The sequence below is a fragment of the Paenibacillus germinis genome, assembly GCF_013141785.1.
Taxonomy (GTDB): Bacteria; Bacillota; Bacilli; order Paenibacillales; family NBRC-103111; genus Paenibacillus_E; species Paenibacillus_E phytorum.
On sequence record NZ_WHOC01000200.1, the window covers coordinates 1 to 23,329 of the forward strand.

Annotated in this window: 20 protein-coding genes; 16 read left to right on the top strand and 4 right to left on the bottom strand. The window is 47.3% G+C overall.

Annotated features, from left to right (window positions below):
- Positions 1–160: 160 nt before the first annotated feature.
- Positions 161–391, bottom strand: a complete 231-nt coding sequence (locus GC102_RS38905; protein ID WP_171694280.1) for a hypothetical protein — start codon at positions 389–391, stop codon at positions 161–163.
- 149 nt (positions 392–540) lie between these two features.
- On the opposite strand from GC102_RS38905, the gene GC102_RS38910 reads away from it, so the two are divergent.
- Positions 541–1,107, top strand: a complete 567-nt coding sequence (locus GC102_RS38910; protein ID WP_171694281.1) for an NUDIX domain-containing protein — start codon at positions 541–543, stop codon at positions 1,105–1,107.
- Between the two features lie 56 nt (positions 1,108–1,163).
- The gene (locus tag GC102_RS38915) at positions 1,164–1,544 is read left to right on the top strand and encodes a DUF1284 domain-containing protein (RefSeq protein WP_246321372.1); all 381 of its coding nucleotides are present in this window, start codon (positions 1,164–1,166) and stop codon (positions 1,542–1,544) included.
- 24 nt (positions 1,545–1,568) lie between these two features.
- Here the strand turns inward: GC102_RS38915 and GC102_RS38920 are convergent, their stop codons facing one another.
- The 3 genes from GC102_RS38920 to GC102_RS38930 all read right to left on the bottom strand — a co-directional run bounded on the left by GC102_RS38920 (position 1,569) and on the right by GC102_RS38930 (position 3,886).
- Entirely contained in the window at positions 1,569–2,216 is a 648-nt protein-coding gene (locus GC102_RS38920; protein WP_171694283.1) for an SOS response-associated peptidase, read from the bottom strand.
- A 76-nt stretch (positions 2,217–2,292) separates the two neighbouring features.
- Entirely contained in the window at positions 2,293–2,655 is a 363-nt protein-coding gene (locus GC102_RS38925; RefSeq protein ID WP_171694284.1) for a response regulator, read from the bottom strand.
- 139 nt (positions 2,656–2,794) lie between these two features.
- Positions 2,795–3,886: a GGDEF domain-containing protein gene (locus GC102_RS38930; protein ID WP_171694285.1), complete on the bottom strand. Its 1,092-nt coding sequence runs from the start codon at positions 3,884–3,886 to the stop codon at positions 2,795–2,797.
- Between the two features lie 161 nt (positions 3,887–4,047).
- Here GC102_RS38930 and GC102_RS38935 point away from each other — a divergent pair, with 161 nt between their 5' ends.
- The 14 genes from GC102_RS38935 to GC102_RS40485 all read left to right on the top strand — a co-directional run bounded on the left by GC102_RS38935 (position 4,048) and on the right by GC102_RS40485 (position 23,017).
- A complete protein-coding gene (locus GC102_RS38935) occupies positions 4,048–6,270 on the top strand; it encodes an ATP-binding protein (protein WP_171694286.1) in 2,223 nt (740 codons plus the stop codon).
- Positions 6,271–7,194: 924 nt separating this feature from the next.
- Positions 7,195–7,773, top strand: a complete 579-nt coding sequence (locus tag GC102_RS38940; protein WP_312883507.1) for a Pvc16 family protein — start codon at positions 7,195–7,197, stop codon at positions 7,771–7,773.
- 12 nt (positions 7,774–7,785) lie between these two features.
- Positions 7,786–8,589 (top strand): beta-sandwich domain-containing protein, encoded by an 804-nt coding sequence (locus GC102_RS38945; RefSeq protein WP_171694287.1) that lies wholly within the window; start codon positions 7,786–7,788, stop codon positions 8,587–8,589.
- 126 nt (positions 8,590–8,715) lie between these two features.
- The gene (locus tag GC102_RS38950) at positions 8,716–10,449 is read left to right on the top strand and encodes a phage tail sheath family protein (protein ID WP_171694288.1); all 1,734 of its coding nucleotides are present in this window, start codon (positions 8,716–8,718) and stop codon (positions 10,447–10,449) included.
- A gap of 42 nt (positions 10,450–10,491) precedes the next feature.
- Positions 10,492–10,926 (top strand): phage tail protein, encoded by a 435-nt coding sequence (locus GC102_RS38955; RefSeq protein ID WP_057304094.1) that lies wholly within the window; start codon positions 10,492–10,494, stop codon positions 10,924–10,926.
- An 82-nt stretch (positions 10,927–11,008) separates the two neighbouring features.
- Positions 11,009–11,386, top strand: coding sequence for a hypothetical protein (locus GC102_RS38960; RefSeq protein WP_057304095.1), 378 nt, complete (start codon positions 11,009–11,011; stop codon positions 11,384–11,386).
- 20 nt (positions 11,387–11,406) lie between these two features.
- On the top strand, positions 11,407–11,586 hold the full coding sequence (locus tag GC102_RS40230; protein WP_307449325.1) for a DUF6760 family protein: 180 nt from the start codon (positions 11,407–11,409) through the stop codon (positions 11,584–11,586).
- A 7-nt stretch (positions 11,587–11,593) separates the two neighbouring features.
- Positions 11,594–12,049 (top strand): phage tail protein, encoded by a 456-nt coding sequence (locus tag GC102_RS38970; protein ID WP_171694289.1) that lies wholly within the window; start codon positions 11,594–11,596, stop codon positions 12,047–12,049.
- Positions 12,050–12,120: 71 nt separating this feature from the next.
- A complete protein-coding gene (locus GC102_RS38975; RefSeq protein WP_171694290.1) occupies positions 12,121–16,866 on the top strand; it encodes a coiled-coil domain-containing protein in 4,746 nt (1,581 codons plus the stop codon).
- A 158-nt stretch (positions 16,867–17,024) separates the two neighbouring features.
- On the top strand, positions 17,025–17,651 hold the full coding sequence (locus GC102_RS38980; RefSeq protein ID WP_171694291.1) for a CIS tube protein: 627 nt from the start codon (positions 17,025–17,027) through the stop codon (positions 17,649–17,651).
- A 4-nt stretch (positions 17,652–17,655) separates the two neighbouring features.
- Complete coding sequence (locus tag GC102_RS38985; RefSeq protein ID WP_171694292.1) at positions 17,656–18,744, top strand: phage late control D family protein; 1,089 nt, start codon at positions 17,656–17,658, stop codon at positions 18,742–18,744.
- Entirely contained in the window at positions 18,744–19,469 is a 726-nt protein-coding gene (locus GC102_RS38990; protein WP_171694293.1) for a phage baseplate assembly protein V, read from the top strand. Before GC102_RS38985 ends, GC102_RS38990 begins: the two co-directional genes overlap by 1 nt.
- Positions 19,470–19,487: 18 nt before the next feature.
- Positions 19,488–19,889, top strand: coding sequence for a gp25 family contractile injection system sheath assembly initiator (locus GC102_RS38995; protein WP_057304100.1), 402 nt, complete (start codon positions 19,488–19,490; stop codon positions 19,887–19,889).
- Positions 19,890–19,942: 53 nt separating this feature from the next.
- Complete coding sequence (locus GC102_RS40485) at positions 19,943–23,017, top strand: baseplate J/gp47 family protein (protein ID WP_171694294.1); 3,075 nt, start codon at positions 19,943–19,945, stop codon at positions 23,015–23,017.
- The last annotated feature ends 312 nt before the right edge of the window (positions 23,018–23,329 follow it).

Here is a 23,329-nt window from a genome sequence, read left to right on the forward strand (position 1 = left end):
TTTTCATAATTTGAAGTAGATTAAGGGCTGTCGAGTCCATTAGATTTTCAAATTCAATCTTTTTCGGGGATTAACGTCGCTCCAGTCCTTTAGCCGGGAAAGATGAATCTGAAGTTGATTTCGCACTCACTTCCTTACTCAACAGCTGTATGTTGATTGGTCAGTCGTGAAAAAACAGATATTGACAAAATTCACTTTTTACACATTGTGTCGGTGTCGGTGTCGGTGTCGGTGTCGGTGTCGTTGTCGTTGTCGTTGTCGGTGTCGGTGTCGGTGTCGGTGTCGGTGTTGGTGTTGGTGTTGGTGTTGGTGTCGTTGTCGTTGTCGATGTCGATGTTGGAGTCAGTGTCAGTTTTTCGCAGTTTCCTAATTCAGCGATATCGCAAGACAAGTGCAGGAAGTATCTCCAATTTCCCATACAATGAACGGAAAACGTACGGGATCGGATTTGCCTATAGTCCACTCTAAGCAGTAAGCTTACATACAGTAAACTCGAATGGAAGTTGGAAATGAGTCTATAGGAAGTTGGAGATGAGATAGATGGAAGCCAAGTTTTGTATGACCTGCGGAGCCGCTATGGAGTCGCGCGATGTGGATGGCACGATAAGAAGAGCTTGTACGGAATGCAGCTTTGTTCATTGGGGGAATTACAGCATCGGTGTAGGCGCACTCGTGATGAAGGATGAGAAGATGCTGCTTGTACGCAGGGCTCAGGAGCCAGGGAAAGGCCGATGGACCAACCCGGGTGGTTATATTGAGCAGCATGAGCTGATCCAAGACACGATTGAGCGCGAAGTGTTGGAGGAGAGCGGAGTCAAAGCGGTTGTTACTCGCCTAGTAGCCGTGCGCGATTTGCCTAGAAGCATACACAATATATACATTGCTTTTGAAATGGATTACATCAGCGGTGAGCCTCAGCCAGACGGCGTGGAGGTCGACGCAGCAGGATTTTACAGCTTGGCCGAAATGGAATCGATGAATGTGGCGGATTTTACACGCTGGCTCATTGATGTTGCCCTACATTCCAAAACGACAGGTCTCGTTGAAGATAAAGATCCAATCATTAAAATGGATGGGTACGGATTGTACCGTGTCCCTAAAATATGACCAAGGCGATCCAGCTTCGCGGACATCACTTACTTTGTCTGTTGGGATTCAGAGGAATGGGTTATTCGAAAGAATTTTGCGAAAATATGACGACCGTCTATGAGGAATTGCGTCAAAAGCCCGAAACGCTGATCCGCATTGTTCTTGGACCTGATGATCTTTGCGCAGCTTTTCCAAAGGATCAAGAAGCGCATTGCGAGAATAGGACCGTCTATCAGCACGATGCAGAAATCGTCACCAAGCTTGGCTTGCAAGTGAAGATGGAGCTGAGCTGGTCGGAGATTTGTAGGCAAGTGGCCGACCGTGTGAAACCGGGCGACATTGGCCACCTATGTGCCACATGCCGCTGGGAGCCTTACGGTGTTTGTGCGGAAGGTGTACGGTTGATCGGGGAGGGGGGCGAGTTGCCGCCCGTCATTACCAAAAAAGAGGGCTAGCGTGTAGACGCAGCCCTCTTTTTTTCATACAAAAACACTTACATCCGAACCGCTTTCCAGCTTCTCCGCAGGAGAAGACAATACATTCGCAACCATGAGCAGATCATCTACTGGTCGAAGGATGGATCTGAGGAGTCTGCTGTCTTTCATCTCTGGCTGCAGCCACATCTCGGTCTGATCTTGGTCAAGTATCGCAGGCATTCTGCGTTGATAAGGAGAGACGAGTGAGTTCGCTTCTGTCATGAGCATCATACACGTACGAAGCTCCTCTTCACCAGATGGAGCCCGCCAGACATCATACAGCCCCGCGATGCCGAAGGTGCCGCTGCGCATTTTGAACTTAATCCACTCTGTCTCTTTTCCCTCCGTCACGCTAATATAAAATCCACTGCAAGGAATGATACAGCGCTGTTTTCTGACAATACGCTCGAAGACAACATTGGTGAAGATCGAATCGCGGTCCCCGCATACGGCATCTTTTGCCCAGAACGGCATCAGACCCCAACGGAATTCATCAAGGATGCGTTCTCCCTTTTTGTTCATCATCACAGCGGAAACAGACTCTGTCGGCCGCACCTCATAACGATTGGAGCTATACGATAGCAGCCGATCAATGCGGAATTGTTTAACAAGCTCGTTGACATCAGCAAGAATAGATATGGATTGACACATTTGTTTACCACCTCATTTGGTTTTGGCTATTATTTGCCTAATCAACCAAATACATGTACGAGGCCTATCTTTTTATTTACACAATCAGCAGTTTCAGCATCGTTTCCTTCATATTATGTTCCTGGAAAGGCTTAGAAACGAACTCTTTGGCACCCGCTTGGATAGCCTCGATAATCATCGTCTTTTGCTCCAAGGCTGAGCACATCATAATGTTGGCGGCAGGGTCGAATTCTCTAATTTTTCGGATCACATCTATACCGGTCATGTCTGGCATATTTAGGTCCATTGTGGTCAGAATCGGAAAGTTGGCTTGATACGTATGAATGGCCTCGGCACCGTTAGCTGCTTCAAGTACATCGTAGCCCATCGTAATGATAATTTTGCGCAAAATACCTCTAAGGCTTTGAACCGGATCAACAACGAGAATCTTAGGCTTCATGGTGTCTACCTCCCTGTGTATAGATATGATTTCGGAAGAGGCGACTCCTTTCATGAGGGTTTGCGGCTGGTAAGTAATGACATGGTAATTGGAAGCCAAAAAAAAGCTAGAAGCTTTAGGGCTCCTAGCTGAAGTACATCTATTCGGAAATATGCGAATGAATGCGGTTTTTCCCATTTCTCTTGGCGGTATACAAACATTCATCTACAAGCTGGAACCAGGCTTTTTTCATCGTGTTGCGATTATAGCTGGCGAGCCCGATACTCATCGTTAACGGTTGATCTGGCATCTCAGGAATTTCGGTACTCCGGATGGTTTCCATTAATTTTTCGCAAATATGTAAAACTTCCTCGTGTGATTTGCCTACAAACAGAACGGCGAATTCCTCGCCACCATATCGAAAAGACATATCGTCAGGGCCGAGCACTTCTTTCAGAATGGAGCCGATCGTTTTGAGGACCATGTCACCGACCCAATGCCCGTAGGTATCATTAATCCTTTTGAAATTATCGATATCGATAAGAGCAAGCTCAAGCGGCGTATCATGGGGCATATGCGAAATCAGATGATCGGTATGTTCTTGAAAAGAACGATGATTAAACAGCTCGGTGAGCGCATCCACTTTGGAAAGTCGATCAATCATTACATTTCGAATAAGGAGATCCTGTTCGCGAACGACCGAATCTTTTAACTCTGTAATGAGAACTAGCCCTTTGTTCATGATGACAAAGCACACAAGTGCGGTTACGGTGAGGACTGTAATCGACATGACCACATCAGAGGGTTTTAGGGCATGCCCTTGATATACCTGACAAACAAGTAATGAAATTAAATATACAATGCCTAAACTATAAGCGAAAAAAATATATTTCTTTTGGAAATAGATAGAGGCTAAAATAATAGGGATACTAATTAATTCGTAGCTGCTCATCAGCTCAGGAATACAGATAATAAAGATGCTAACCATGGTCATCGTCCATGTAATCATGATAAAATCGCTGTATTGTTTCAGAAAGTGAATAGCCAAATAACCGGCTCCCATTAGGGAGAGCTGTAGGCAAGTCGTAATGATTTGAACATGCATGAAGCTGTTAAACCATTGCGGAGGCTGATCATACAAATTAAAGAAGAATCCAAGGATAGCAACTACTTCATAGATTAATAGGATCCACCATAAAATATGTATCAGTTTTCGATTCCATATATGATCATTAGCCGGAAGTTGTTCCATGTAGTGGAGGCCACTTTCCTTTCGGGTTAGCAATTATTGGAAAAACATTTTGTGCCTTATCAAATCATTGTAAAGAATAACACCCCTTTTAGGCAAGCTGTTTACGAAGGGGTGGGATTGTATTTTTTTGTAAATACAGATCAGGGTTATCAGGAGGGGCTATGGCAGCTCAAGGTTATGTACATGCATGGGAACATTATAAGGATGAGCTTACCTTGTTGGATAAAAAGCTTGAACTTTTATATAAGCGTCGTCAAAAGCTAACGCCCGACCCGCAAACGGATTCGTTTCGCGGGATGTTCGTGTCCGAAGATGAGTTTATCCGCCTCATAGGCAGGCCAAGTGGAGATGAGGCGCTTGATGGGGAAGAACTCGAGCTGCTGGCTAGTATTCAGAATTCGGAGGCGTTCATTGCTCTGAGACGTGAAGAAAGCCGTAAGGCAGGCGTGTTCTTGCCTCTGTCGTATGTATCTTCTGTGTTTGGGCTATCACTCGTAGAAGAGCGGTTCGTTATGCTAGGGCTCGCGGTAGAACTGGATCGCAAATATGAACGCATCTTCGGCTTTCTGCAAGATGATCTGACCAGCAAAACACCTAATATTAGCCTAGCGCTGCAAATTGCTTGCGGTAGCCCTGAGGACATGCGGGCAGCACGAACGACATTCATGGCGCCTGAGGGTAAACTGGCGCGCTATGTGCTTCACCGCGAGACGCAGGAAATTAGCGGCCAGACGTTATTGTCTAGACCGCTGCTTCTGGATAAGCGAATCATCTCATTCATGCTGGATTCCGGTGAAATGGACCCGAAGCTGAAGCCGGCAGTCCGGATGGTTTATCCGGATGACGAGCTGGATCCTCTGCTCGTCCATGAGGATTTTCAGCAGCGGCTGCAGGGCTTCATCCAAGCTGCGTTCCAGGCTCCGGCGGCTGAGCGCAAACGGCTCGCCTTCCACTTGTGGGGGAATGCGGGCGCAGGCAAGAAGCTGCAGGTGGAGCATCTTAGCAGCCACTTCAATAAGCCGCTGCTGCTTGTTGATCTCGCTGATGTGCTTCTGCACGCAGCGAGCTTTGAAGATCAGCTGAGCGCGATTGTTCGCGAAGCGATCCTGCACCAAGCCGTGCTGTGCTTCTCACGGCTGGAGGCGCTCTATCCGGAGGAACCGGATCTTGCGGTGCAGCGGCGACTCGGGTGGTTTCACGAGCTGCTGGACGGCTACGGCGGCATGGTGTTTCTGCTGGCCGGGCGGTTCAACCGGCTAACGTGGAAGCCCAAGGATCGGCTGCTCCTTGAGCATGAACTGCAAGTGCCGGACGAAGGCGGGCGTGAGCGCCTTTGGACGGCATTCGCGCGCGAGCTCGGCGTGAGCGCGGACGTGGACTGGCGGGTGATGAGCGGCAAATTCCGCTTCACCCCGGGGCAAATTCGCCGCGCGCTGACGCTGGCGCGCGGGTACTCCGCCTGGCAGCGCGAGCCGCAGGCCGCTGGGGAGGACTTCGGCGACGTGGCTGCGCCGTACGCGCTGCGAGCTGATGCGCTCTATAAGGCGTGCTACCAGCAGGTGCAGCACAAGCTCGAGCGCAAGGCGACGCGCATTGAGCCTCGCTATGGGTGGGGGGATGTCATCCTCCCGCCTGAGCAGAAGGATCAGCTCCGCAACGCGTGCAATCAAGTGAAATACCGTGGCGTTGTCTACGGCGACTGGGGGTTCGAGAAGAAGCTGGCCTACGGCAAGGGGCTAAGTATGCTGTTCGCCGGTCCACCGGGCACGGGGAAGACGATGTCTGCACAGGTTGTCGCCGGTGAGCTCCAGCTGGAGCTATACAAGGTCGACCTCTCGCAGGTGATCAGCAAATATATTGGCGAGACCGAGAAGAATTTGCATGAGATCTTCGAGGAAGCGCAGCTCAGCAATGCGGTGTTGTTCTTCGACGAAACCGATGCGCTATTCGGAAAGCGTTCGGAAGTCAAAGATTCGCATGATAAATATGCGAACATCGAAACCGCCTATCTGCTTCAGAAAATGGAGGAGTATCAAGGAATCACGGTACTAGCAACGAATCTATTAAATAATATTGATGAAGCTTTCCTCAGAAGGATCAATTACGTCATTAAATTTCCTTTTCCGGATAGTGAATATCGTGAAAAGATTTGGCACTCTATGTTTCCCTCTGCAGCGCCTCTTAGCGATGATGTTGATTTTAAATATTTAGCGCAGCGCTACGAGATCGCTGGCGGGAATATCAAGAACGTCGTCCTTTCTTCGGCTTTCCTAGCTGCAGAGGCTGGCGAACCCATCCGGATGCAGCATATCATCAAGTCCATTCGACATGAGCTGCAGAAATCAGGTAAAATCCTTGCCCGCCAGGAGTGGGAAGAGTATTAAATGAAGATTGGATCGCGCCAGTTGCGCAGAGTATGCCTTTTTTTCTATATAAAGTTAGGCGGTAAGGGGAAGCTTCTTCTAATTAGCTATGGATTTTGCCGAGCTGAGTGAGATTGTGGATGCATATATAATCTTTCGGTAAGCGACTAAGTTCTTCTAGAATTTTGTTTGCTGGTTTTGGGAAAATGGATTATTAGAATGGCAAGTTGTATAGCGTACAACAATTTCCTTGATTTCTACTTAAAAAGCTCAAGATGTTGTAGGTTGTACAACAATTTAGCCCATTTATAAGCTATTTAGCTACTTTAGGCTGGAATTGTTGTATTTTACGCAACAATCGCGTGGAAAAAGTGGATTAGCCTGCCTAAAGTTGTAGAATGTACAACATTACGCGGGTTAGCAAGCGAATGTTTAAACATATACGTCTTAGGCGTAATTTGCGCTGATACGATGACTCTCGGCTAAGGATGGCGTAAGCAGGTCATTTTTATTTTGATGGCAAGCCTCAAATCACCACTTCCGCACTGGTTAGCCAGATCACCCTGTGCATCCTTCATGGGTGCGCTGCTTAACAATGATAAACATCGTTATGATTCCGTAACCACCAACTAACCCCTAGTTAATGATGATAAACATTCTTAAAGTAAGCATATTTGAGGTTTGAGGCGAGTTTCCCGTCTGAAATGATGGAAAACACCGTTATCTTGACTAGTCTCTCTCTATTCTCAAACTTAACGATGATAAACATCGTTAACGCTCTCCACAGACAGGCCTTTGTCCAATTTTTTGATCAGCCGAATTTAAAAATAAATAATTTAATCCCTATAGTCATCCTACTAAATTGCAATTATAATAGAAAAAGGTACACATTATGACATAATCCCCACCAATTCTATACATTACATAGGTATTTTGAGGCAGGAAGTGATTCCTATTGGCGATTATTCTGTTATTGCAGATGTAAGCGCATCTTTAATCAAGTTGCTCAGAGAAAATATGACTCCTGACCCCATTCCTCAACCAGAGATGATTGGGCTTGCTTCGCCTGTCGATAAAGGGGATTTCTACTTATCTCTTTATTTGTACAACGTCCGCGAAAGCGGCGATAATCGTCGTACCCACATGATTGCTAGAGGGACGAATGAAATTCAGTATCCGCCTATGGTTGTAGATCTTAGCTACATGCTGACGGTACAATCACCAGCAGAGCTGCAGTCCAGAGCGCTGGATGAGCATCGGATACTCGGAAGAGCTATGCAAGTGCTTTACGATCATTCTATACTTCGAGGTTCTATGACCCTCGGAACTCTAGCTGAGCAAGATGAAGAAGTTCGCATTGTCATGGATCCTCTTAAAGGAGAAAGCATGCTGAATATGTGGAACTTCGCTGATACCCCTTACAGACTCTCTGTTAGCTATTCAGTTGGGCCTGTAAATATCGATTCAACCCGCATCAAGACAACCAAAAGAGTTTCGGAAACCGATTTTCGTATACAGGGTTAGGGGGCTTAGTTTGTGGACCACATTCGCGTATCGCAATTGAAAACCCGCGTGTCCTTGGTTGTATGCGTCATCGATGCAATTACCTCAAAAACTCCTCTTGGCAACACGACCACCGTTTATCTGGAAGGCACCCGTTCGAAAGCAATTCATAAAACGAATGGTTCCTATATATTCAACGATTTACCGCCCGGTGATTACCGTCTTAAGGTAAGCAACGAGCACTATTTTCAGGAACAAACTCTCATCACAGTAGGAACCGACAATTTTATAGAGGTTGTTCAGTTAAAGCCGCTGCCTTCTTATCCTTTTTCGCAAGGAACAGGACTTATCCGAGTCATGCTGCAGGATGCAGCCGGAGTTCCTCTAAGGGATGCCCAGCTGCAGGCGATGATTTTATCAGAGGAGTGTGCCCGCGCTCGAATTATGGCAGATCAAGTCGACAAGGGTGCACGTGAAGTAACACTAGGTTCGTTTACAGGTGTTATCGCAGTTGGAGATTCTTACTTGCTTCGAGGACGAGGCCCTAAAGCTGCCGAAGAGCAAATTCGAATCGCCCAGGTACTGGAGCATCAAAAGCGTTTTCGTCTAGAGAAAAAGCTGACTAAAGCGTTTACTCGAGGAGCACTGCTGCTGCCCGTCCAAGAAACCCGTGTTACAGAACGAGGAGAGGCCGTCATTGCTTTTCGTGGCAATCGGATTCCATCCTTTCAGACAGAATTGGCTATTACATACGGCGAAGATCGGCGGCATATTATGAAGGAAGTAACAGTAGCAGAAGGAACAACGACGAACCTCGGCATCATACGGCTCACTTAACCCTAATTAGTAGAATGGACACGTCCATCTTCTATACAAAAATGACAAGCAGAAAGGAGAGAACTGGTTTCATGTCTGTGGCCGTATTGATTTGTAAGAAGTGCCATCTGACTGAACTGGGGAACAATGGCTGACTATTTATCACCTGGAGTCTATGTGGAAGAGTTTGACAGCGGGGCGCAACCGCTTGAAGGTGCAAGCACAAGTACGGCCGGGTTTATAGGGCTTGCGCAAAGAGGGGAAATTGAAGGTGTCCCTCAACTGGTTACGAGCGTAGCTGATTTCCATCGTTTATTCGGAAGCTACTTGTCCGAGAATGAATTCGGTGAGTATCGTTTCCTTTCTTATGCGGTTGAGCATTTCTATTTAAACGGAGGTTCTCGCTGTTATGTTATGCGTGTAGCGCCAACTGACGCTAAAGTAGCAACGAACAAAGCAGCAACAAACAAAGAATCCGCGATTCTGGAGATTGCTTCCAAGAACCCAGGAACATGGGGTAACCAAGTTCGTATCGTGGTTGTTCCGTCCAGTAAAGCTAAAACGCAAATCTATGAAGTGCTGAGCGAGACCCAATATCGCGTGAAAAATAATGCTGGCTTCAATGTCGGCGATGTTGTTGCCTTCGAAGCCGCTGGCCAGAAGCAGTACAACAAAGTCGTTTCTTCCCAAGATAACATTATTGAGCTTGCTGAAGCGCTTGATGGGGATGTTGTGGATAGCGGTCTTCTTCCATCCAAAGTGTTAACAACTAGCGAATTCACGTTGCATGTATTCTACGGCGATGAAGCAGAGACTTATGAGAAAGTATCCCTAAACATCTCTGCAGCGAACCACATTGAGAAAATTGTTTCCCGTTCGAACATCATTACGGTGAAAGATTTGACAGATGGTAAGGATCTGGGTGCTGTTGCTCCGTTTGAAGTGCTATCCGGTGAGAGTGAAACGGTTGGTAAATTCCAAATCGCACTGTCTGGCGGAAGCAACGGTTCAATCGCGCAAGTGACACCCGATATCTTCATGGGTGTAGACCGTGGACCTGGTAAACGTACAGGTATCCAGTCTTTCATCGACAACGATGTTGTTAGCATCATCGCGATTCCAGGTGTAACTGAGCCTACGGTTCAATTATCTCTCGTAGCGCATTGCGAAAACTTGGGCAGCCGTTTTGCCGTTCTTGATATTCCACGTGAGAAAACAAAAGTAGCCGATGTGATGACGCACCGTAACATTTTTGACAGCAGTTACGCAGCGATGTACAATCCTTGGCTTCAAGTGTTCGATCCATTAGACAAAAGAAATATATACATACCGCCATCTGGCTCTGTTATCGGTATCTACTCCCGTTCCGACCAAACGCGTGGCGTTCAAAAAGCGCCTGCTAATGAAGTCGTTCGCGGTGCAGTTGGCCTTGATTGCCAATATAACAAAGGCGAGCAAGATATCCTGAACCCGCAAGGCGTAAACTTGATTCGTGCTTTTGCCGGACAAGGTATTCGTGTATGGGGTGCTCGTACAACTTCGTCGAACGGCTTGTGGAAATATGTGAACGTGAGACGTTTGTTCATCTTCATTGAAGAGTCCATCAAGAACGGCACGAACTGGGTCGTATTCGAACCGAATGATGAACAGCTCTGGGCTCGTGTACAACGAACCATTGATGCGTTCTTAACTCGTGTCTGGAGAGACGGTGCCTTAATGGGCGGAAGTCCTTCCGAGGCGTTCTATATCAACATCGGACGCAGCACAATGACGCAGGATGATATCGACAATGGTCGACTTATCTGTGTGATCGGGGTAGCTCCGGTCAAACCTGCCGAGTTCGTAATCTTCCGCATTACTCAGAAAACAAGAGAAGAATAGTCGAAACGTTAGATATTTCTCATATTAGGAAAGGGGTATTATATGGCTGGCGAACGTAGGGATCCATACCGCAATTTTAGATTTAGAATTGAAGTAGAAGGTATTCAGCAAGCTGGTTTCAGCGAAATCTCTGGATTTGACGCATCCTTGTCGGTAATTGAATACCGCGAAGGAAACGAAACCATTACGCCTCGGAAGCTTCCGGGACTTGCGAAATATGGCAACATCTCACTAAAGTGGGGTGTTACTGACTCCATGGACATGTATAACTGGATGTCGGAGTCGATTCAGGGGAAAGTTTCCCGCAAAACAGTTACGATCATCGCAATCAACGAAGAAGGTGCAGACGTAGCGACTTGGCAGGTTATTGAAGCATGGCCGTCCAAGTACTCTGCTCCAAGCTTCAAAGGTACAGGCAATGAAATTGCCATTGAGAGCCTAGAGCTTGCCCATGAAGGCATGACACGCACGAAGTAATGCAGCGCTAGAGTAGGCGCCGGAGCACGAAGTCTCCGGTTCCTAACTCTTCTTTTTTTCATAATGCTAAGGGGGTAACATCATGGCTTTCAAAACGGAATATGAATTCGAGCTGCCTAGAGGATATGTGGATGACAACGGTACGCTGCATAAGAGAGGCGTTATGCGCTTAGCAACAGCTGCGGATGAAATCTTACCTATGCGTGATCAACGCGTCCAGCAAAATCCGGGCTATTTAACGATTATCCTACTTACACGAGTGATTACCAATCTCGGTGATTTGCGTGCAATAGATACCCGAGTGGTAGAGAAGTTCTTCACGGCTGATCTCGCGTTCCTGCAAAACTTTTATCGTCAAATCAATGAAATGGAAGTGCCGAGAGTACACACAAGCTGCCCGAAATGTGAGCATGAGTTTGATGTGGACGTGTCTTTTTTGGACGAGATGGCGGGGGCATAACGGGTTATCCCATTGACAAGATCTATGAGGAAGCAGGCTTTATTGCTTACTACTTTCATTGGACGCATGATGAAATCATGTCAATGGAGCACCGGGAGCGCCGAACGTGGTGTGAGGAAATATCCCGCATCAACCGCAATCTGAACGACGATGGTAAAAAGCAGCCTGACAATCCGTTTGATGTGTTCGGTAAGAGGTGAGTAACAAGTGAAACAGTCCAAAAACGAGTCCAAATTGCATAACGTAGGTGGCGCATTCCGGTTCGAGGTAGAGCTTGACGGACTTATTGTCGGCGGTTTTTCTGAAGTAACAGGCATGAAGTCTGAAACAGAAGTTAAGCCCTTATGGGAAGGCGGCGTGAACACGCACCCCCACTATATGATCGAACATACGAAGTATCCTAATATCGTGCTAAAAAGAGGCATCACCACTTCCAGCGAGCTCTGGGAATGGTACAATGGTGTCGCCCAAGGCAAAATAAAACGTAAAAATGGCTCCATTATTCTACATAACCAAGCAGGTAATGAGATGTGCCGATGGAATTTTTTCAGTGCTTTTCCGGTGAAATGGAACGGACCTGATTTGAATGCCAGCAGCGGTAACGTAGCTATCGAGTCGATCGAGCTGGTGCATGCCGGTTTGAAAACTATTTTCAAAAAATAAGTGTGAGCGCAAACGCAGTAAATGCTTACGAAGCCAGTTTTTCTGGCGTAAAACTCTTAGGGGGATTGTTTATGAAATCTCGACAATCGCATAAACCCCGAGTGAAGAGAACCAAGGGCATATTGCAGGTTTCTGCAACTAACAATAGTTCTGCAGGACGTGCAGCCAGAGAGTCCAAACAGTTTGCATCTGGCATTATGGGCAAATACGGATTTTGGCGTAATAACTATTTAGGCTTGTTAGCTCTTATTTTTAAACAAAAAGGAATTCTCACGGATAAAGAATTATCGGCCTTTACGGATACGAATGATCAGTCGTGGGTTATCCAGCTACAACTGCAGCTGCAAAGCTTGCAGCATCCCGAATCCGCACCGCTTATTACGAAAAAGCAAACGATTCGTCAGTTACAGCAGCTGATTGCGAATAGTGGTTATAGGCTTCCTTCACAGATGAAGGTTGATCATTTTTCGAGCCAATCGGATGTACAATCGTCTCACAAACAAATGCAAGTACTTGCTGAAAAGCAAAGCAAGAAAAAAGGACGAAAAAGCAAAAAGAATGCGGAACTATCTGTAAATCAATTGAATCTTCAAGCTGCTGCTCATGAGGTTTTGGGTGAGAAGCAGGCGAAGCCGCCAAAGAAATCAGATTCAATTAACTACGTTAACAAAGGGAATTCACCGTTAATCCAGCGATCTATTCGGCAGATTACCGCTTCAATTGGGATGCTTTCTCATGCCCAAAGCAGTAACCTGAATCAACAATCGCAATCGGTGAATGGACCTCAACATACAATATTACAATTGCAGCGCTCAATCGTGCATAGAGCTGCACCTATGGATAATCATGTACAAGTAGTCAAACATGTGGATGCTATTCGGCATACATCGCAATGGATAGAGCAGTTTCAAGAGGGGAAACCCAGCGCCAGTTTGTCTGATGGCAGGGTAGGTGATTCGGCTAGTGCTCCTTCTGTGGTATCTACAATTGGGATGCAGCCTTCTTATCAGCAAGTTGCTAAGCTCTATTTAAATGGTGTGGGCCAAACACAAACGCTGCAGAAGCAAAGACTTTCGCAGTATCATCACTCATTACCAAAGCTTGGTGAGGGGCCTTTTTCGAAATCGGAAGCACCTGCTTCTGTGCATTTTATTAGAAGCTTACTTGTTAGAAATATGGCTAATGCCAGTGATCAGGAAGATGTTTCGCCAACTGCTCTATTGTTGCCGAAAGGTGAGTCTAAGAGCGATGGGAAACTAAAACGTAAGGAAGAAGCTTCAACTGCTAGAGGTTTTCTGGCTGCTAGTCAGCAACCATTAGCTATTAATGCGGCGCGGTTGACTTCAACTTTGCCTTTTGCTATGCATGCTTCCACATCAAGGGGCGCTCGGCAGAATGTGCCGAATGTTTGGCATAAGCGAAATGAGCAGGTAGAAGGATTTGGGCAAGAGCGACTAACAGCTCAAGTGGTGCATCAAGATGATGCTTTGGCTTCTGTGAGGAGGCAAGAGCAAGAGGAACTAGTAGAGCGAATTCGTGAGCTAGAGCAGGAAAGAGTGCAAGTGCATACGCAGGAAAGATCGCAGGAGCCGGATCAGGGTAGCGAGCAAGGGCAAGAAAGATTACAAGAACAATTGTTAGTAGAAGATCGAGTGCAAGAAAGGTCACAGGAGCGAGATCAGGGTAAAGAGCAAAGGCAAGATCGAGTGCAGGAACAAGTTGAAGAAATTATACAAAAGCGAGAACAAGAACAGCTGCAAGAACGATTACGAGGGCAAGAGCTGGGAAAAACGCAGGAGTGGGATCGAGCCCAAGAGAAAGAGCAGATTCAAGTACAGAATCAGGTGCAAAATCGTGCTCAGGAGCAAGAACAGAATCAAGTAGAGAATCAAGTACCGGATCAGGTACAGGATCAGGTACCGAATCAAAATCGAAACCAGGATCAAGTACTGAATCAATTGCAGCAAGATGAACATACACGCCTATCAGTGCAGCTAGAGACAAACTCTTCTGCTGGTCAAAAGCTTGAGATGGGGAATGAACAGCAGCCCATTTCGGAAGCTATCTCAAATGAAAATGTGGAAACTCGTTCAAGCACGCGTGAAGCTAACAAGAGAAATCAAGGCTCTTCCATGACGGAACGCCTTACTAAGCTCGTTACTAGACAAGTGACTGAGCAAGGTATTGAAGCATCTCGATTTGTAGAGGCTGCATATCCTTCACAGATACATAGGAAAGCAAGTGTGATGGACAATGGACTAGAATCTGTTGTGAAAATTCAAAGCAACGAGAAATTGCTAAAGCAGCTGGTCCAACGACAAAAACAAAGACAAAACTCTTCTAATGATTCATTTGTTGGGAGTATACATAAAGTTCCACAAAATAAATTACAGGTGATCTCCGAGCACCTAACAATGACTACTCACATTCCGCGGATTATGCGGAGGGAGAATATCGTACATAATAACGCTGATAATTCCCTAGCCATCGCGAGATCGGCTGCGAATCCAAATATGGAATCGATGATGCAGTCACACTCTGAGGCAGTGCCACTACAACCAAATAGGTATACAAAAGCAGCTGCGAAAGCGCAAAGGAAAGCGGGTAGTACACAACTATCTTCCAATTCTAGCGCCAATAGAGTGACACTCCAACCAGGAAGTCCTCGTGAGGGGTATCTGGCCAGTCTGCAAGCTAGTTCTTTTTTACAAGATTCACAGCGTGTTCTCCGAACGGCTTTGAAACCTGAAGAGCAAGATGAAACAAGCATGCAAATGGGTCGGAATTTCCCAACGCTTGAGGGATATCGAGCTAGCTTGCAAGCCAGCTCGCGTGTACAGCTGCAAGAAGTTGGGCGTGTATTTCGCAAGCTGGCAGGGACCGAAGTAAATAGTGAGCGAAGCGAGCAACAATATGCGGCACAAGAGGAAGAAAAATCAACTTCTATGCGAAGCATACGTTCAACTCCATCCTTAGCTACTGAACTAGCTACAAAAATGGCCGAATCCAGTGTCAAGAAAATAGGAACAAGCCTGAATTTGGCAGAAGAAGCTAAAAGGAACGCTGGTTCTGAGTATCGACTTGATGGTTTTCAAACTAGCCTACAAGCTAGAGCTGGTTCTCCTAAGCCGGAGGCTCGACGGATTTTTCGTACTCCTGTTGAGTCAGCAGGTTCAAGACTGTTGGAAGAAGAGGGCAGACAACAACGTTCAAGGACGAACGAAGACAGATTAGGGACGAAGCCACGTGGTGACTTCCCCTCCTCCCAAAGTTTAGCTTCTGAGATAGCTACAAAAGTAGTTGAAAACAGTTTGAAGAAGATTGGTCCTAGTCTTACAGTGGATGCAGATCAAATAGGATTACAGCGCAGCTTCTCCCGTAATACTGAGCTAATTGAGCCTGCTTCCGTTCGTGCCATTTGGAGGCAAGCTGAAAAAGGGCCGATAGGTGAGACTGGAACGAATATTGAAGCAGTAAAGGAAACCGTTCGAGAAAGTGCCAGTGAAAAGTCAAGTAACAGAGCAATGGGTAGAGTAAGCAGTAACACAGTAAGCAAAGACAGAACAAGTGATGAAATAACAAGAAATGAAATAACAAGCAAGAGTTCGCTGGAACTTGTTAAAGGAACTATAAGCCGGTCACCTATGGACATGGTAAGAAGAACAGGCGGGCCGACGGGAATCGATCGAGTAAGAGAACAGCAAGCAGCGATACAAAGAAAGATCGATACCGAGGTAATGAAGACAATTCGACCAGAGTTTGGCGGGGCTAGACAACTGATGACTCAAACTGGGACGGGTGAAGCTATGACCCGACAGATGACAAGTCGAATAAGCTCAGGAGAAGACGGTCGAACAGCGGATATTCGCACAGGTGCAAGAAGAACCAGTCAAACGATGGATTACCGAGCAGCAGGCGAAGGAGTTGCTGGGCAAACGACAAGTCAGACCGGCCGAGCAGTTTGGCGCAGGGCGCAAGTCGAGCATGTTCAGAGACAAGTCATTGTCGATGACAGCGAGCGCGAGCTGCAGGCAGGGATTGGTTCGGAGAATCGAGTGGAAGCTGGCGGCTTCCAGTCAGATTCAGCGGAACGAACCATTCGGGCTAGAGTGAGCGCGCTGGAAGAGGAGCGCGCTCAGGGGGTTGAGCCAGCTGCCGCTTCGCTGGCAGCTGGTAGTGCCGTCGGCGCGCGTGCTGCGCATGCGCCGATAGCTCGCCAGCCCGTGAGCATGACACCGCGTGTCATGCCGCTGCTGGCGAGCAGCGCAGGAGCGCTTCGCGCTGCTCCTGCGGGTCTCACCCAGGCGGCTGCCATCGGCAGCGCCGCCGCAGCAACTACAGCTGGCGCACAGCGCAGCGCCAGTATGACCCACAGCAGCAGCGCAAGCTTGGCTGCTGCCATCAAGCCGCTGCCCACGCAGGTGCAGCGGCAAACGCTAGCCGGCGGCGTGCATAACGCCGGCCAACCAAACCAAAGCGTGCCGATGATCATCAGCACGCCAACCGCGAGGCAAGAATTCTTAGCCTCGCAACAACCGCAACCCACGCTGGAGCACAAGCAAACTCCAGCCACAGAGATCAGCAGCGCGCTAGCAGAAGCACCGCTGGAGATGGACTGGCTGCGTACCAAAGCAAGCGCAGACGAAGCTCCAACCCCAGCAGCGCCGGTTCCTCAGGCGGCGCCGGAGCTAAGTGCGGAGCAGCTGCAGGAGCTGATGAAACAGCTTCCGCAGCTGGACATAGCCAAAATCGCGGACAAAGTTTACCGCGAAATTGAGAAAAAGATGAAGTTCGAGCGGCAGCGTCGAGGCATCTAATTATTTTCAAAATAAAAGAATTTATATGTTTCACATGATAAGTCGGCTATATTTCTTGATAAACGCGCGCTCGTCCTAAGAGGACGACGTAGCCGTTTATTTCCTCATAAATCGTTAATAACGTTAAGTATAGATAAAAGCAGAAAGGACAGACACCTATGGCACTCAAGAAAGCAATGATTATCGTTCATAAGGGAAGCAAAACAGAAAATGTACAAGTGATGTTTAATCCGGGTGAGTATACCCTAGACACGAATAACAGCTACTCTTGGAAAACAGTACCGGGTCTGTCCATGCCCATCGCTCAATTCGTGAGCGGAGGAACAACGACGCTGTCCATGGATTTTTACTTTGACACCTACGAAAAAGGGACGGACGTTCGTCTGCTTACGAAGAAAATCTCAGGTCTCTTGGATGTCGAGAAGGAGATCCATGCACCACCGCTTTGCCGATTTGTTTGGGGTTCTCTAGACTTCAAGGGGGTAGTTGTAGCGGTTAATCAGCACTTCACGATGTTTCTGGAAACCGGAGTTCCGGTTCGTGCCAAGCTGAAAGTGACTTTTAAATCCACACTAAGCAAGAAAGACCAGCTTAAGCAGATACCCCGCCATTCGTCCGATCGAACGAAGCTGAAGATGCTGAATCAAGGGGAACAGCTTTGGATGATTGCTGCAACGGAATACGAGGATCCAACCTTATGGCGGGAAATCGCCAAAGCCAACCAGATCGATAATCCAATGAAAGTTGCCACGGGACGCCGCATTTCAGTTCCGAGGCTGGATTAAGCCGATGGCCTTAGAATTAGAAACGAGCTCTTTTCCCTATGACGATTTAGCCAAAAAGTACAAAGATTTTTATGCGCCTTCCTATTTAATCAGCGTAGATGGAACGAAAATATCGGACACGATTGCCATTGATATTCTTCGTGTTGAGACGTCCATCGATGGAACCGCAGACTCCTTTTCGTTTCGTATTGCGAATGCGTACGATATTACGAATAATGAGTTCCAGTGGCTGTCTACGTTCTCTTTAGGCAAAGCCATTGAGATCAGTTTAGGTTATGTAGACAAAATGACCGCTGTATTTTCGGGACAGATTACATCCGTTGTTGTTGATTTCCCCGAAGAGGGTGCTCCTGGCCTCGTCGTGCGGGGGATGGACATTTCTTATCTCATGATGAAAGGGACCAAATCTCGCTCGTGGAATAAGAAGAAATATAGTGATGTTGTTGAGGAAATCGCCAAGACGTATGGCTTCAAAACACATATAGATGCAACGACGACGGAATTTCCTGCGCTTTCTCAGAGTCAGATTAATGACTATCACTTTATTCAAAATTTAGCTAATTTGGTTAACTATGATTTCTTTGTTGTGGGGAAGAACTTATATTTCCGTAAGCCGCTCACAGCGATGACCGCATTGATGACACTTGAAATGGGGAAAACCCTCCGTAGTTTAATGATTGATATGAATTTAGCCGAGCAAATTACGGGTGTAACCGTAAGAGCCTGGGATAATAAAGAACTGAAAGTGATCGAAGGTAAATCGGCTAGCATTACGAAGCTGGGTTCGAATAGCAAGACGGGCAAGGATATCTTGGCATCTAAAGGTGATTTCGTCGAGCATATGTATACGAATGTGACCTCCGTGGAAGAAGCGAAAAGCTACGCGAATGCGATCCTAAATCGCCGAGCGATGAAGCTGATAAGCGGTAACGGGGAATGTATTGGGATTCCTGAGATTCGCGCAGGGCGGTATATCAAACTAAGTGGTGTTGGGAAATCGTTCGACCAGACTTACTATATTACTGGAGCAACACACATTTATGACGACGAAGGCTATACAACTCGGTTTCAGTTGGGAGGAAATGCAGTCTAATGTTCAAAACTCCCGATATTACGATAGGTGGCGTGTCCGATTTTGCCAGTCAGAAATTAGGCGGCGTCATGGTTGCCATTGTAACAAATAATACCGATCCTGATAAAATGGGGCGAGTAAAGCTCAAGCTTCCCATGCAGGAAACAGAGACCGAAACGGATTGGTGCCGCATCGCGACGTTAATGGGCGGTAAGGAAATGGGCAGTCTTTTTATACCGGAGGTAGGGGATGAAGTCTTAGTCGCTTTTCATCTGGGAGAGCTGCGAATGCCTTTCGTCATTGGCATGCTGTGGAATCCGAAGAATAAGCCGCCTGCGCCCGCGGATAAAAATGATTTGCGCATGATTAAATCACGCTCCGGTCATGAGCTTTCTTTCAACGATAAAAGTGGTGACGAGAGCATCACGATTAAGACGAAAAAAGGCGAAATTATTGAATTGAAGGATAAGGATGAGAGTATTTCGATCGCGGATTCAAGCGGAAATAACAAGATTACGATCAAGGGCGGCTCAGCGAATGAAATTTCGGTTGTGAGCCAAACCTCGAAGATCACCTTAAACGCCAAAGGCGAGGTCAGCATCGAAAGCACGAAGGAAATCAAAATCAAATCCACCCAAATTAGCATAGAAGCTTCAGCTACGATGGCTCTGAAGGCCGGGGCCACACTGGATCTGAAGTCCGACGGTATCATTAATATTAAAGGCAGTATGGTCAAAATCAATTAACGAGAGGAGTGTGACGAGGTGTCGGAAGCATTTTTGGGACGAGGCTGGAAATTCCCCATTCAGGTCGATCCTGCAACAGGGCGAATCCGAATGTCTGAGTATGAGGAAGACATCGCCGAAGCAATCCGCGTTATTCTGGGGACCACACAAGGGGAGCGGGTTATGCGCCCGAGCTTTGGTTGCGGTGTTCAGGAATTTATTTTCGGATTAACGGATGATACAACGCTTCATTTGCTTCAAAGTAATATTGAGGAAGCCATTCGGAACTGGGAACCTAGGGTTCACGAAGTCGATGTACAAGCCATTCCAGAAGCAGATGACCCTGCAAAGGTGATGATTCATATTTCCTATTTGGTACGTACGACCAATAACTTATTTAACCAAGTCTATCCATTTTATTTATTTGAAGGATCGAAATAGAGAGAGGCTGGCTGCGGAAGCGATGACGACACGTACAGAGAGGAGGTGGAGCTGTGCAACCTCCCAAAATTGATTCGAGAGATTTACCTGATTTGATCGCGCAAATGAAGGAAATGGCGCCATACTACACGCCCGAGTGGCGGTTTACGCCAGAAAATCCTGACCCGGGTTCCGCGCTGTTCTTGATGTTTGCTGATATGTTTCATGACAATATCAAACGATTGAACCGTGTGCCTACGAAAAATTTGATATCGTTTCTCAACATGTTCGATGTGACGCTGCTTCCGGCACGTCCTGCCCGAAGTTACTTGACGTTTGCGCTGAACGAGGGTACGAAGGAGTCCGTGTTCATCTCGGCAGGCACACAAGTTGCCGCTGCAGCAGAAGAAGGCAGCATTCTGTATGAGACAGCACGGAGTAGCTCATTGACGCCCGCGTTACTTACAGATGTATACATGACGAGCCGCAAACAGGATATGATCATTCGCATTTCTGATGAGTTCGTCACGGCATCACGGCATGGACAGGCGGCCCCGACGGCGCTTTTCCGTTTGCAGGATGGCGACAATTTGCAGGAGCATGCCATTTATTTGGAGCACAGCTCTCTTTTCACCGTGTATAATACGGCACGTATCGAAATCGAGTTCCGTAACTCGAAGCGGCGTTTTGACGAACTTTCGATGTCCAGCCAACTGGCGGACCCCGAGCTAACCGAGTGGCTGTACGCCACAGAGGAAGGTTGGAAGGCTTTTGACCACGTAGAGGCTAAGGGGAATCGGGTTACTCTATTGAAAGCGGTGGCCGGTGAGATTGCTCTGCGAGAAGTGAACGGGGCATCCGGACGCTGGATACAATGCCGTTTAAAGCCGCTCATAAGCGGTGGTAAAACGCTGGCAGACAGCAGGCTGTCCATGGACCACATTTCATTTAAAACGGATTATGTCGATACACTGGAAACAGGTGGCGTTCGGCCTGATCAGATGTTTTACAATGATATTGGTGCGGACCCATCGGGGTTTTATCCGTTTGGTGATCAGTTTGCGCTTTATGGTTCTTTTTACATCGGGAGTCAGGAAGTTTTTACGAAAAAAGACGGCGATATTAAGCTGAGCTTTGGGCTGCAAGCCATTCAGAATCGGTTTCAGCCGGAGCTGACGGAGCAAGTCGATTGGAAAATGGTGATGAAAAAATCCAAGTTCGATAAGCCGCCAGTAACTCACGTCACCGTTCTGGAGGTTGCTTGGGAGTATTGGAATGGGGCAACTTGGTTACGGCTGGATGTGGGAAAAGAAGCAGAGAAGCTGTTTTATTATCCGCAGGAGCAGAAGGTACGCAAAGAAATTCACTTCCGCTGTCCATCTGATCTTGAAGCGACTTATGTGAACGGCAATGAAAACTGCTGGATCAGAGCACGAATTTTACATATCGAGAATGCGTATGTGGCACAAGCGATCTATCTTTCACCTTGGGTGGATGATGTGTCTCTAACCTATAAGTATGATGATCGACTATACCCAGCCGAACGTTGTTTAGCGCTGAATAATACGGTGTTTGAGGATCGGACTCGGCATAGCCGTCAGTTGGAGGGCGGATTTGAGCCATTTCAACCTTTGGAGGGCAGTCATCCTGCCTTGCATCTTTCTTTTGATACACCGCCTGTAAAAGGTCCGATATCGATGTTCGTTTCGGTGAAACAGCAGCGTTTCTCGGAGCAGGACATGCCATTACTCGAATGGGAGTATTTGCGAGCTGGTTTGATGCCGGGAAGCCATCCCGAATGGGCAGCGCTCAAGGTTATTGATGATACGAACGGTTTGACCCAGAGCGGTACCGTGCAATTCGTAGGTCCATCTGATTTTGCAGGAGCGTCGTTGTTTGGTAAAGAGGGCTACTGGATTCGTGCTGTTAATCGTGATGATAAATATGATGATAGTTCCGGTCGGGTACAAATCCCCACAATTCAGGGCATGTATATGAATACAGTTCAAGTGCTTCAGCAGGAGACGATTATCGGGGAAATCCCCGATTCCAAAGGGCTGGAAGAAACGGAATACCAGCTCAGCAGAAGCGGGATTGTCTCCGAAGAGGTATGGGTGGATGAGACGGAGTTTGTGACAGAAGAGGAAATCGCTGAGTACGAACGTGTAGGGACTCCTCTTATGGAGGTTACTCGTGATTCCGAGGGGAACTTACTTCAACTTTGGGTCCGTTGGACAGCGGTTCGCCAAATGGCAGATTCCGGCAATCGGGATCGTCATTATATGATCGATCGTACGTTTGGTCGTATTCGTGTAGGTGACGGTATCCATGGCATGCGTCCGCCAAAGGGTGGGCTGGAGCAGCTGAAGGTAACATACCAAGTAACGTCCGGACAAATCGGAAACGTAGGGGCTCGGCAAATTAACCAGATGCAGGACTCTATTGCGTTTGTCGGTGAGGTTTATAACCCAGAACCAGCGTCAGGCGGCTGCCAAGCTGAAAAGCTAGAGTCGGCCTTGCAGCGCGGACCAGAAATGCTGAAGCATCGTGATCGGGCTGTATCGTCCAAAGACTACGAGTGGCTTGCGCGTGAGGCATATCCGAACATTGCAAAAGTCACATGCATCCCGAATCGGAACGCCTATATGCACAAAGAAATCGGGGCTATGACTTTAGTGGTACTGCCAAAAGAAGGGCAGAAGGGAAGCTCCGCGTTTCCAGAACTGAAGAAGCAGGTTGAGAGGTATATTCTACAGCGGGCTTCCAGCCTTGTTGCTTTCCCGGAACGGCTTCAAGTGATTGAGCCGGTCTATATGGAAATTTCCATTTCGGCGATCGTTGCTGTTGAGGGAATGGACGCTGTAGTTGCTACCGAAATTCAGGCGTTGGAGAAGTTGAACAGATTCCTAGATCCGTTAACCGGCAATTTCGACGGCAAAGGCTGGCAAATTGGTCAACAAATCCACCCTTCCGTTTTCTATGCGTTGCTGAAATCGATTCGAGTGATCAGTCATGTTGAGAAGCTTTACATGACCGTATATAAGATTGAGGATGGCGAGCGTACGGAACTCGATGTGAACCGTCTTCCGGCGCTCCCGCACGGTATCATTGTGAGCGGTAAACACAAGGTGGTTGTGAACGCTTTGTAGTGAGGGTGTCGAGGGTGGGGGAGCCCCAACCCCCAGAACCCTTTCGTCAGAAACATGGGAAGTCCGTCTTCCTGGTGAAAGGATTCGGGTTCCGGCAAATAAGAGTCTTTAAAGACTGCTATTTTCTGTTTTTGCCTAGATTTGCTGTAATAGAAGCCTCTAGAGACTCTTATTTCAGCAATATTATATAAAAAGATGGGATTTATCAGAAATAAGAGTCCTTAGAGACTGCTAATCAGTAGCTTCAATGGAAAATAGCGATAATAGGAGCCTTAAAAGACTTCTATTTGGTTGAATAGGGATGATTTACAT